Source organism: Ferrimonas sp. YIN67 (genome assembly GCF_057219095.1).
In genome coordinates this window covers 53846-67420 of the sequence record NZ_JBXVVJ010000005.1, presented here as the reverse complement: position 1 = coordinate 67420, position 13575 = coordinate 53846, and the positions used below count along the sequence as shown (strand labels likewise).

Genomic DNA, 13575 nt, shown 5'->3' with positions numbered 1-13575 from the left:
GCGGGCAGTATAGCGATCTTGAGTACAGTTTGAAATCAGCAACCCGGACTAGCCGACTAAAGGCGAATAGGCCGATAACAAAAACGGACGCCGAAGCGTCCGTTTATCTATCTCACCCAAGTGACAAGACTCAGAAGTCGCGAACCGTCGTCGCCCCTTCGCTGACGGTCACGTCCAGCTGTTCTTCGAACAGGAAAAACGTCGCCGCATCGCCGTTCAAGTCATCTGCCAATGGATCGTCTTTCTGTGCCACACAGGTGTAGCCCAGGGCGTAGTCGTCAGCGACGACAAAGCCAAACTCATAGTCGCCGTTTTCATCAACCCGGGCAGCAGCTACCGGAGAAGCTTCGAGCGTTGTGTACGCACCGGCGCGGAAATCCGCCATCTTCTGGCTGTTCTCAACGCCATCCAGCGTTGCTCCGGCACGATAGAGGTATACCGCCCCTCGATTGTTGGCATCCTCACCGGCCTCGACGGTGCAATCACTGATCAATTGAGCATTGATCGAGCCTTGCAGTGTGCCCACCTCGGCGACGTTCTCAATGCGAACCACATCGGTCGGCTTAAGCTTCCAATAGTCTTGGTTCGGGTTGTTCTTTGGCGGTTGCAGTTTGGCCAGGTTAAATTCGGCGACAAAATCATTGTCCCCCGTGGCAATGACAAACTTACGATTAAGGAAGATTCTGCCCTCCTCTTTGACCTGGGCAGCCTCAGTATCGGAATCGCCGACACCACAGTTGCCCTGAGAAGTCGACACTAGCCCCTTCTGGCCATTGGGATCGATCACGAAAGATTTGTCACCGACTCCCAGGGTGTCATTCTTCATATAGATGCACATCTGGTACTCGCCCGTCGGCACATCCTGACCGGACACCAGCATCTCCACATTGCTGCCTTCAAACTCAAGCAGATTCACTTGCTTGAGCTCACCACTTTCCGCAACCTGAAACTCGAAGCTTTCACTTTCCCCTTTAAGGACCACACGATCAAAGCCGATGGTCACATTGGTGGCTAAAGCAGGGTTATCGGAGACACCCAGAGAAAAGCGCCCCATCTCCTCGGTACTATCGCTACCGCCACACCCCACCAAACCCACCAGGACACCGGCGGCTAACAAAGAACGAGAATATTGCATACGACTACCCCTTAACGGCTCTGTTCATATTCGGCTCAAGGTACCAGTGTAGGCCCCTGCACCTGCTTTGCTTTATTGTCCCTGGACTAAAGCGTCCAAACATTCACTGAAGCGAATTCATGGGCGATTTTTTGACAGGTTTTTGGTGAGATTTAAAGCGCTCATTTTTAATGCGAAGCCGGATCACCTCCGAAAGGGCCGTTGCGTGGAGGCCAATCCATCCCTTAATAATCATTCATAACAACCACTTGTCGACCTGGCTGCCACCTGTGGCCACAAGCTGTCGCCCCTGGCCTGCAGTGATCACCCAATACGTCAACCGAACACAATTCCACCAAGGGTGAACAGGATCCTGGGAAACAAAAAAACCGACCTCAATGGTCGGTTTTTAACGCTTGCTATGGGAACCCTAGGCTCCAAACTTGAACACCGAATTACAGGATAGGCTCAAGATCCTGAACCGTGGTCTGCTCGGCAACCACCTCTACCGGAACATAGTGCTGGTAGATCATAAAACCCTGCTCATCGGTTTCGTGGGTCTGAGGCTGATCCGCATTGGCCACACAGGTGTAGCCAATGGTGTAGGTGCCCTCACCAATAAAGCCAAAATCGTAGCGATGGGCAGGCTCTGCGCTGCGGCTCATGTCCTGCTTGATGGTGGCAACCGCCACCGGCTCAACCAGCTCGCTGCCCTGAGGGAAACCCGCCTCACCGACAATGTCACCCATGGTGCTGCGATCGTGAGAGTTGGCGTACAGGTAGGCGGCGTGAACAAAGCTATCCGCTCCCAAGATGGAAGCCAAATCCGCCTCACAAGCTTCAAACTGCGCCTTCGCCAGCTCACCCTGGATAAACCCGGCGCCAGCAATATTGATCAGCTGTACGGCGTTGGGGTTGATGTACATCCCTTTGCCATTGCCTTGCGGATTGGTCAGGCCCTTGCGCAGATCAAACTCCGCAACGAAGGCGTTGTGGCCGGTGTTGATGGTCACGTACTGGCCGCCCTTGGTAAAGGACATATGGCCCTGATCGGCCATCTCCGGCTTGTAGCCATGGCAGGCACCCTGACTGTTCACCTTCAGGGAAACAATGCCATCGGTCTTGGTTTCGACGAAGGAGAGGTTGCTGCTGCCATCGCCATCTTTGGCGTACAGGCACATGCGGTAGTCACCGACTTCCAGCTCACGCTCGCTGATGATGACATCCATGGCACTGCCCTGGTATTCGAGCAGGTCCACCAGATGTGGTTGCCCCTCTTCACCCACCACAATATGGACAGGCTCGCCATTGTTCTGACCATCCTGTGGAATAAGCACGACATCGTTAAACGCCAGGACGACACGCTCGGCATCATCCACCGGTGCGTCAGACACCCCAAGGCTGAAAGTGCCAGTCTTGACCGGATCAGCACTGTTGCTGCCATCGCTACCGCAACCGGTCAGCGCCACCAGCATGCCGGCTGCCAGCACAGAATTCACATACTTCATACTTGCTCCTAAAAGGCATTGCGTCTTGCTTTGTTCACCACACCAGAGCGCCTGAGCAGCGCCCAATCGATGGATATTTGCCCTTGCCTTCAAGGTACTGAACAAAACTCAGGGGCCGTTTTTTGACACAATGCCCAGACAATGAAAAGTAGAAATTTTTATCGAGCCGCCCGGCAAATTGAGATCTTCGTCACAATGAACTGTGTCACTTCGCTGCCGACAGCTGAGCCAAACGCCAACAAGTTTTCGACAGATATGGCGAAAACCCAAAGACTTAGAAAAAACAAATGGCTGAGTATTGACATGGCCCACCATCACAGAATTACGACGATGGGAGGCGACTTATGAAAGAGGCAGTTTGCGACACGGCTCACACCTTGGCTGTGTCGGATAAAAGGCAAATCGATTGATTTTTACGGACAAAATATAACCAGCGTGCCCCATTGCCTCTCCACTGACACAGAGGAAAACTGATGGTACCCGCACCGAAATGAGGCAGTAACACCTACCCCATAGGTCAATCCCAGACCAACGGGGAGCGCGGCCGAATAGGCTGTCCCAGGCTCTGCTGCATCCAGTGGCAGCAAGCATCTCCCTCCATCGGTCGGGCAAACAGGTAGCCCTGGACCCGATCACACCCCTGCTGCGCCAAGAACGCCAGCTGCTCCGGAGTCTCGACTCCTTCTGCCAGCACCTCCATGCCCAGGTTACGACCTAGATCGATGATGGTCCGAACGATGGCGGCCTGGGTCGGCTCCTCGGCCACCGCCTGAATAAAGGAACGATCGATCTTCAACTCGTCCACGGCAAACTGACTGAGGTAGGCCAGGCTGGAGTAGCCGGTGCCAAAGTCGTCGATGGCCACCCGCACCCCGAGTCGGCGCAGCGCCTGAAGCTGATGACGGGCCAGCTCCACCTGACGCATCAACACCCGCTCGGTGATCTCCAGGCACAGCTGGCCCGGCGCCAGACCGCTGCGCTGCAGTACCGAGCCGACAAAGTCGACAAATTCGGGATCGCGGAAGTGAGTGGCGGAAACGTTCACCGACACCACCATGGTCTCATCCAGCCCCCAGCGGGCAAACTGCTCACAGGCTCGCTGCAGCGCCCACCTGTCCAGCTGGATGATCAGCCCATTGGATTCGGCCAGCTCGATAAATACCTCGGTCAGCATCTGCTGTGAATCAGAATCAAAGCAGCGGAGCAGGGCCTCCACCCCCACTGGTTTTCCCTGGGCCACATCAAACTGAGGCTGGTAGTGCATCTGTAACCCTTCGTTAGCCAAGGCCTGACGCAGGGAGTGATCCATCGCCAGTTGATAGGTCGCCTGAGCATTGCGCTGACGCGAATAGAAACAGAGCTGGCCGCGCCCCTCCTCCTTCGCCTGATACATGGCCAGATCGGCATTTTTGATCAGGTTCTCCGGCTGTTCGGCGTCCTCCGGCCAACAGGCGATCCCAACACTGGTCGATAGGTAGAACACCTGGCCATCGACCTCGAAGGGCTCGGCAATGGTATCCAGGATCTTCGCTCCCAGACACTCAAGCTCGGCACGCTCCCGGTATTGGGGCACCAACACCAGGAACTCATCCCCACCAAACCGACACAGCACTTCGCCTTGTTTCATCTGTGCGCTCAGACGACGGCCCGCCTCCACCAGCAGGCCATCCCCGGTGCCATGCCCATAGGTATCGTTAATATGCTTGAAGCGATCCAGATCCAGGAACATCAAGGCCGCGGCTTCCCCCAACAAACGGTTTTGCTCCAGGGCCTCAGACAGACGCTGATTAAAATGAGTGCGGTTGAGCAAACCGGTCAAGGGATCAAAGTTAGCCAGCCGCACCATGGCCAGCTCGGTTTGTTTGCGAGCGGAAATATCGGAAAACAGCAGGATCCAGCGACGTTGATTATCCTGTTCCATGGTGCTGATATTAAGAAAGATTGACAGAACATTGCCCTGTTCGGTGCGCAGGGAGATCTCCCCTTGCCAGGGTGCTGTGATCTGCTGCAGCTGGACCAGGCTGATCTCAGACTCCTTGCCCCAGAATCGTTCGAAACCCAAGCCCTGCAGCCCATTCAGTGGCATGCCCAGGATCGCAGCCGCTGCCGGGTTACACACCTGGATCTGCCATTGCCGATCCAGGATCAATGCACCTTCTGCCGCATTAACAAAGGCTTGCGCATAGATCGAGTGCTCCTGCTCCATCTGTCGATTGGCGGTGATGTCGGTGTAGATCCCGGTCATGGACAACGCCTTGTTGCTGGCCTTGTCCCGCTGCAATGCCTGCCCAGAGGCCCAGATCCAGCGCCAGCGCCCATGAAAATCCGCCTGCCGATAGCGAGCATCATAGCGTTCACTCTGTCCGAGAAGGTGCTCCCTCCACAGTCTTCGCACCTGCAGGCGGTCATCCGGATGAATATTCAGCGTATTGATCTCCAGCTCCAGCCAACGTCCATCTGGACTGAACAGGCGCTGGCGATCCTGTAATCGGATCCGGTTACTGCTGCGCTCCCATACCCAGGTGTCTGCCCCGCTGGCCTTGAGTGCCAACTCCAGTTTTCGCTGACTCTGATCCAGCGCCTGCACCGCGGCCTGGCTGACCAGTTTACGCCGGTGCCATACCTGGAACAGGGCAAAGGTGCTCAGCACCAGGATCACCAAGGCCCCGATCTGCACCATGGGCCACTGCCACCAGTGGGCATGAATACGAAAGTGCAGCTCGCTGGGCAGGGCGTACCATAACCCCTGCCGGGCACCATAGAGCGACAAGCGATATTGACCCGGTGGCAGCTGACTAAACACCAGTTGACCATGTTGAGGTAATGCGATCTTCTCACCGAGTTGCTCTTCGTGATCCAGTCGGTAAGCGAACGGCTTGGGGGTGGGATCGAGCAACCGATTACTGGCAAATTGCACTGAGATCATCCTGTGGTCCGGCTTGATCTCCACCCGCTCGGATTCCGGTCGCAATACCCATTGAGGCTCGGCATCCCGGTAGAGCACCGACATGGATTCAATGACCGGCCGTTCCCCCCGCTCCACCACGGACAAACGCGCCGGATCCAGCAACACCGCCCCCCGCACGCTGCCGACCATCAAACCGATCTGAGGGTCGGCGAAGAACGCCCCTTCGTTGAAATCGGTGATTGCCAGGCCGTCATACTGATCCAGGCCCAAGATCTCATCCAGTGTTGGCTCGATCTGGTACAGATAACTGTCGCAACCCAGCAATACCCGCTTGCCCCATCGGGTGGCAAAGTTCGGATTGTCACACAGCAGCCCCCAACTCTCCCCGATGGGCGTCAGCTCCCGCCATTTGGTGTCATATTGCCAGACACCTCGGCCAAAACTGCCGAACAATATCCGCTGAGAGGAGAGCGGCAAGATCATACTGATGCTGTGCTCCCGTTGCTCGACTGGCAGCATCTCCAACAGCGAACGATAGCGACCGGAGAGATCAAAATACCCCCAGATCCCATCGCCACCGAGCCACAGCCGGCCGAGATCATCCCGCACCAGGTTACGCACTCCCGTCACCGCGAGCCCATCGATCTGCAACGGTTCCAACCTCTTCTGCCCTGGCCACCACTGATAGACATAGAGATCAGTGATCAGCCAGATCCGCTCTCCATCCTCCACCAGCTGGAACACCTCTCGCTGTCTCAATGCGGCATCATCGGCCGGATCGATACGGGTTACCGCCAGGGAGCTGCGATCGATCTCATAGAGGCCATCTGAGCTGCCGACTAACAGGGTATCCGCCTCACGAGCCAATAGAGACCAGGCCACCCCATCCTTATCCAGGCCGGGTAGCTGCAATTGACGATGCAGCCCCTGCGCCATATCAAACCACTGTACGCCCCCTTGGGTCGCCAAAAATCGCTGGGTTTCCTCACCATACAGGGCCCAAACCGTATCACTGCCCATACCGGGCCACAGACGGCGGTTGTAATGCTCCTTGATAAAATTGGAAGCAGGTCGAAAACCCAGCAGCCCCTCGTAACTGCTCATCAACCACAGCCGCTGGCGGGAATCGAGAAACAGGCGGTCGGCCAACTCGGTACGAAACTCATCCTGCCAGGGGATCTCATAGGGCTGGGGAGCTGCCTCATCGGGGCCCCAGCGCCACACCTGTCCCCGCCCCAGTAACCATCGAGTTCCCGAGGCGTCGATCGCCAGATCCCAAACCGTTTGAGAAAAAATGGGTTCAGGGTCCAGTTGCCGGCGATTTAGATCCAGCCGATAGAGGCCATCACTGCTCGCCAGCCACGCGTAACCCGGCTCACCTTCCGACAGACTCCACAACCGGCCCCGCTGCACTGGCCAATAGTCCCGGCGCAATACTCGACCGGCGGGATCCAGCAACCACAAATGATTGGGCCCCATGGCCCAGATCGCCCCATCCGGCTCAACCCAGAGCTGATCCCAGCGCAGCTCCGGGGCCAACTGGGTCACCGGCGCCAAGGCGCTTAGCTGCTGATCCGTCCGGAAGATCCAACCATCGGTAGTCATAAAGGTGATCTGCCCGAGCCGATCCAGATGAAAATTGCGCACCGCGCTGGCCTGGGGGAGAGTATCGAAGCGTTCGGCCAGGGCTTCCGCTCGATTTTCGCGGATATGGTAGATCCACAACTGACGACTGGTACTGATCAGCAGACGCTGATCTTGCAACGGCAGGATGGCACGGATCACGGGATCCGGCAGCAAGCGGCGCGCCCCCTGCAGATCGATCCGCCGGATCACCCGGTCTCCCACCCGGTAGAGGCCATCCTCGGTCCCCACCCAGAGCAGGCCATCGGGATCTTCCGCCAAGGCCAATACCGTCTGATTCGTTAATCCCTGCTCGGCACCGATCGCCCGATAGACATTGGCCTGCACCGCAGTGCAGAGCAACATCAGCAGGGCACATCCTAGTCGCTTCACTGCCAACCGTGCCATCCTGCTCATCCTGCGGCTCAAGTTACGCGAAAATGGGCCAAATTTCACCCAAGAAAAAAGGCGGCCCTTGGCCGCCTTTCTATTTTGTATTAGATAGTTATTTCTTTTTCTTGGCCTTGGGATTGGGCAGATCCGTGATGCTGCCTTCAAACACTTCCGCCGCCAGCCCCACCGACTCATGCAGGGTGGGGTGCGCATGAATGGTCAGTGCCAGATCTTCCGCGTCACAGCCCATCTCAATCGCCAGGCCGATCTCACCCAGCAGTTCACCGCCATTGCTACCGACGATCGCCCCGCCGATCACCCGGTTGCTCTCCTTGTCGAAGATCAACTTGGTCATGCCGTCGCTGCAATCGGATGCAATGGCCCGGCCGCTGGCCGCCCAGGGGAAGGTGGCCGTTTCATAATCGATCCCCTGCTCCTTGGCTTCCTTCTCGGTCAAACCAACCCAGGCAACTTCCGGATCCGTGTAGGCGATCGAAGGGATCACCTTGGGATCGAAGTAGTGCTTCTTACCGGCGATCACCTCGGCGGCCACATGGCCTTCGTGTACGCCTTTGTGCGCCAGCATGGGCTGGCCAACAATATCGCCAATGGCGTAGATGTGGGGCACATTGGTGTGCATCTGCTTGTCGGTACGAATAAAGCCACGCTCATCCACTTCGACACCCGCATTCTCCGCCGCCAGCAACTTGCCGTTAGGCACCCGGCCGATGGCCACCAGGACGGCATCGTAGCGCTGAGGTTCGGCAGGCGCCTTCTTACCCTCCATGGAGACGTAGATCCCGTCCTCTTTCGCCTCAACCGCGGTAACCTTGGTTTGCAGCATGAACTTGAACTTCTTGCCCATCCGCTTGGTGAAGGGGCGCACCACATCCTTATCGGCAGCCGGGATCACCTGATCCAGCATCTCCACCACGTCCACCTCGGAGCCCAGGGCCTTATAGACGGTCCCCATCTCCAGGCCGATGATCCCACCGCCCATGATCAACAGGCGCTCGGGCACCTCTTTGAGCTCCAGGGCATCGGTGGAATCCCAGATCCGTGGATCCTCATGGGGGATAAAGGGCAGTTCAATGGGACGAGAGCCCGCCGCAATGATGGCATTATCGAAACGCACCGTGGTGACCTTGCCATCGGCCCCGGTCACCTCGATGCTGTTGGCGCTGGCAAACTGGCCCTTACCTTCGACCACCTTGACCTTGCGCATCTTCGCCATGCCCCCGAGGCCACCGGTCAGCTGGCCAATCACGCCCTCTTTATAGGCGCGGATCTTATCCAGATCTATGGTCGGCTCACCGAAGCTGATCCCATGGCTGGAGACCATCTTGGCTTCATCGATCACCTTGGCCATGTGCAACAGGGCCTTGGAGGGGATACAGCCCACGTTAAGACAGACCCCGCCGAGGGTGCTGTAACGCTCAATGATGACAGTTTCCAGGCCCAGATCGGCGGCACGGAATGCCGCGGAGTAGCCTGCTGGACCTGCGCCGAGTACGACGACCTGAGTCTTGATCTCGTTGCTCATGTTATTCCTCTGATTATTCTGCATTCCTTTTGGGGGCGATGGCATTGTACGCCCCCCGCGCCAGGAACAGAAGACAGATCACAAAGAACCGCCTTCATGTGATGTTACCCTGCACATCAGTAACTTGCCTCCCCGCCATGGACGAGGCAGGGAGAGTCACCTGAAGCCAGGGCTTACAGGGTCAGCTTACGGATATCGCTCAGGTAGCCGGCCAGGGTGGAACTGAAGCGGGCACCGTCGGCCCCATCTATAACCCTGTGGTCATAGGAGAGGGACAGAGGCAGGATCAGGCGAGGTACAAACTCGCTGCCATTCCACACCGGCTTCATGTCGGATTTGGACACCCCAAGGATGGCCACTTCCGGGGCATTGACGATGGGGGTAAAGGCGGTACCGCCGATCCCACCCAGGCTGGAGATGGTGAAACACCCGCCTTGCATATCACCGGCCATCAGCTTGCCGGCACGGGCCTTCTTGCTGATCGCCATCAGTTCCTGTGACAGCTCGTAAATTCCCTTCTTATCCACGTCGCGCACCACGGGGACCACCAGGCCATTCGGCGTATCCACCGCCACACCGACATTGATGTATTTCTTCAAGATCACACTCTGACCGTCCTCGGACAGGGAGCTGTTGAACTGGGGCAGATCGGCCAGGGTCTTGGCCACGGCCTTGAGGATGAACACCAGCGGGGTGATCTTAAAGCCCAGCTCCTGCTTCGCCACCACCAGGTTCTGCTCCTTGCGGAACGCCTCGACCTCGGTGATGTCAGCTTCGTCGAACTGGGTCACATGGGGGATCATCGCCCAGTTACGCGCCAGGTTGGCGCCGGAGAGCTTCTTGATCTTCGACAGCGGTTTGACTTCCACCTCACCAAACTTGGCAAAGTCCACCTTGGGCCAGGGGATCAGATCCAGCCCACCCTGACCGCCACCGGCCGGGGCCACCGCACCGGACTGCACCTGGGTCATGGCCGCCTTCACATAGGCCTGCACATCCTCGGTGAGAATTCGGCGCTTGCGACCTGTCCCCGTCACCCGGGACAGATCCACCCCCAGCTCCCGAGCCATGCGACGGATCACCGGCGTGGCGTAGGCGTAGGCACTGTTCTCGATAAAACCGGTACCCGGCTCAGTGGTGGCCACCAGTTCGGACTCCACCGGCGCAGGATGCGGCATCTTGCCGACCGGGGCGACTTCCACCGGTGCAATCGGCGCCGGGGCAGGCTCAGCCGCAGCGGCACCGGCCACCTCAAACTCCATAATGACAGAGCCCGTGTTGACCTTGTCGCCCACCGCGATGGCAATGGACTTCACCACGCCGGCACAGGGGGCGGGCACCTCCATGGAGGCCTTATCGCCCTCCACGGTGATCAGGGACTGCTCGGCTTCGACGCTATCACCGACAGCCACCAGCACTTCGGTCACCTCCACTTCATCACCGCCAATATCCGGCACGGCAATGGCGTCAACCCGAGTGGCCGCAGGGGCAGCCGGGGCAGCCGCCTCCTGGGCGGGGGCAGGCTCAGCGGCCGCTTCGACCTCAGCCTCGACCTCGAACAGCATGATCAGCGCACCGGTAGCCACCTGATCCCCAACGGCGATCTTGATCTCCTTCACCACGCCAGCCTGACTGGCCGGCACTTCCATGGAGGCCTTGTCCCCCTCCACGGTGATCAGAGATTGCTCCTCCTCGACGCGATCACCCACGGCAACCAGGATCTCGGTTACTTCAACTTCGTCGGCACCGATATCCGGTACGGTAATTTCGATAGACATATTCAGGCAGTCCCTTAAGCGTAAAGCGGATTGATCTTATCGGCGTCGAGTTCGAACTTGGCGATGGCCTCGGCCACCACATCCTTGCTCAGCTCACCCTTGTTGGCCAACTCATTGAGGGCCGCCACCACCACGTAGTGGGCATTGACCTCGAAGTGACGACGCAGCTGGGCACGACTGTCAGAGCGACCGAAACCGTCCGTACCCAGCACCTTGTAACTCGCCGCTGGCACATAGGCGCGCACCTGCTCGGCATAGTTCTTCATGTAATCCGTGGCGGCGATGGCCGGCTCGTTACCCAGCACAGACGTGATGTAGGGAGTACGGGGCGCTTCGGTCGGGTGCAGCATGTTCCAGCGCTCCACATCCTGCCCTTCACGGGTCAGCTCATTGAAGGAGGTGACCGAGTAGACATCAGAGCCGATCCCATACTCCTCGCTCAGGATCCGGGCGGCTTCGCGCACCTGGACCATGATGGTACCGGAGGAGAGCAGCTGAACTTTCTTGCCCGGCTGGGCCTTGTCACCGGCGTAGGACTCGAGCTTGTAGATCCCCTTGCGGATCCCCGCTTCGGCCCCTTCCGGCATCGCTGGCTGGGCGTAGTTCTCGTTCATCAGGGTCAGGTAGTAGAAGACGTTCTCCTGATCTGGACCGTACATCCGCTGGATCCCATCCTGCATGATCACCGCCACCTCGTAGGCGAAGGTCGGATCATAACTGACGCAATTGGGCACGGTATTCGCCAGCACCAGGCTGTGACCATCCTCGTGCTGCAGCCCCTCACCGTTCAGCGTGGTGCGACCGGCGGTGGCGCCGAGCAGGAAGCCCCGCGCCTGTTGATCCCCCGCCATCCAGGCCATGTCGCCGACACGCTGGAAGCCAAACATGGAGTAGTAGATGTAGAAGGGGATCATCGGCAGATCATTGGTGCTGTAGGAGGTAGCCGCCGCCACCCAGGAGCTCATCGCCCCCAGCTCATTGATCCCCTCCTGCAAGACCTGACCCGAGGTGGACTCCTTGTAGTAGGAAACCACATCGCGATCCTGCGGGGTGTAGTGCTGCCCCTTGGGGTTATAGATCCCGATCTGGCGGAACAGGCCTTCCATGCCAAAGGTCCGGGCCTCATCGGCGACGATGGGCACGATGTTCTTGCCAATCCCCTTGTCCTTGAGCAGCAGATTCAGGGCACGGACAAAGGCCATGGTGGTGGAGATCTCGCGCTTTTGCGCTTCCAGCAGCCCCTTGAAGCTGTCCAGGGGGGGCAGAGTCAGTGGCTGGGTAAACTGAGGTAGGCGCTGGGGCGTATAACCGTGCAGGGCATTGCGACGATCATGCAGGTAGCGATGCTCAGGCGTCCCCTCTTCGAGCTGCAGGTAGGGCAGTTCATTGACCTGTTCATCGGACAGCAGATCTTTCAGGCCCAGACGATCACGCAGGTGCAAAACGGCACTCATATCCATCTTCTTGACCTGGTGGGCAATGTTCTTGCCTTCGGCGGCCTCGCCCATGCCATAGCCCTTCACCGTCTTGGCCAGGATCACCGTGGGCTTGCCCTTGGTATTCTTGGCACTCATGTAGGCGGCATACAGCTTGGACGGAGAGTGGCCACCCCGCTGCAGGGCGAAGATCTCGGCATCGGTCATGTCCGCCACCAGGGCGGCGGTTTCCGGATAACGACCAAAGAAGTGCTCACGCACATAGGCGCCATCTTTCGCCTTGTAGGTCTGGTAATCCCCATCCACGGTTTCGTTCATCAGCTGCAACAGCTTGCCGGAGCTGTCCTTGGCCAGCAGTTTGTCCCAGCCGTTGCCCCAGACCACCTTGACCACGTTCCAGCCGGCCCCTTTAAACAGGCCCTCCAGCTCCTGGATGATCTTGCCGTTGCCCATCACCGGACCGTCCAGCCGCTGCAGGTTACAGTTGATCAGGAAGCAGAGGTTATCCAGGCCTTCACGGGCGGCGAAGGAGATGGCGCCACGGGATTCCGGCTCGTCCATCTCACCATCCCCCAGGTAGGCATAGACCCGCTGCTCACTGGTGTCCTTCATGCCACGGCCATCCAGGTACTTGAGGAAACGCGCCTGGTAAATGGCACTGATGGGGCCAAGGCCCATGGAAACCGTTGGGAATTGCCAGAAATTCGGCATCAGCTTGGGGTGGGGGTAGGAGGAGATCCCCTTGCCATCCACCTCCTGACGGAAGCTGTCCAGCTGCTCCTGAGTCAGTCGTCCTTCGAGGAAGGCACGGGCGTAGATCCCGGGTGAAATGTGGCCCTGGTAGTACACCAGATCGCCACCATCCTTGTCATTGGGAGCGCGGAACAGATGATTGAAGCCCACCTCATAAAAGGCGGCGGCAGATTGGTAGGACGCCATATGGCCACCCAGATCCAGATCCTTCTTGGAGGCGCGCAGCACGATCATGATGGCGTTCCAGCGGATGATGGAGCGGATCCGCCGCTCCAGGGTCAGATCCCCCGGGTATGCGGGCTCAGCCGCATGGGCAATGGTATTGATGTAGTTAGTGTTGATCCCCGTCGGGAGATCGACGCCATCGAGGCGGGCCTTTTCGATTAACTGCTCAAGCAGGTACTGGGCGCGTTCTACGCCATCCTCCTGCATCACCGCGGTCAGGGCTTCAAGCCACTCCTGGGTTTCCTGTTTATCGACGTCGTGACCAATGGTGTTTGACATGACAATAATCCCTAA

6 protein-coding genes are annotated in these 13575 nt (G+C 58.3%); all 6 read right to left on the bottom strand.

Annotation, left to right across the window (positions count from 1 at the left end):
- Positions 1 to 130 precede the first annotated feature (130 nt).
- Positions 131 to 1135: a DUF4382 domain-containing protein gene (locus AC2D8U_RS12145; protein ID WP_484619329.1), complete on the bottom strand. Its 1005-nt coding sequence runs from the start codon at positions 1133 to 1135 to the stop codon at positions 131 to 133.
- Positions 1136 to 1569: 434 nt separating this feature from the next.
- Positions 1570 to 2622, bottom strand: a complete 1053-nt coding sequence (locus AC2D8U_RS12140) for a DUF4382 domain-containing protein (RefSeq protein ID WP_484619328.1) — start codon at positions 2620 to 2622, stop codon at positions 1570 to 1572.
- Positions 2623 to 3139: 517 nt separating this feature from the next.
- Positions 3140 to 7561, bottom strand: coding sequence for an EAL domain-containing protein (locus AC2D8U_RS12135; RefSeq protein WP_484619327.1), 4422 nt, complete (start codon positions 7559 to 7561; stop codon positions 3140 to 3142).
- Between the two features lie 97 nt (positions 7562 to 7658).
- Positions 7659 to 9089, bottom strand: coding sequence for a dihydrolipoyl dehydrogenase (gene lpdA / locus AC2D8U_RS12130; protein ID WP_484619326.1), 1431 nt, complete (start codon positions 9087 to 9089; stop codon positions 7659 to 7661).
- 173 nt (positions 9090 to 9262) lie between these two features.
- Positions 9263 to 10867 (bottom strand): pyruvate dehydrogenase complex dihydrolipoyllysine-residue acetyltransferase, encoded by a 1605-nt coding sequence (gene aceF / locus AC2D8U_RS12125; protein WP_484619325.1) that lies wholly within the window; start codon positions 10865 to 10867, stop codon positions 9263 to 9265.
- Positions 10868 to 10881: 14 nt separating this feature from the next.
- Positions 10882 to 13560 (bottom strand): pyruvate dehydrogenase (acetyl-transferring), homodimeric type, encoded by a 2679-nt coding sequence (aceE, locus tag AC2D8U_RS12120; protein ID WP_484619324.1) that lies wholly within the window; start codon positions 13558 to 13560, stop codon positions 10882 to 10884.
- Positions 13561 to 13575: the final 15 nt, after the last annotated feature.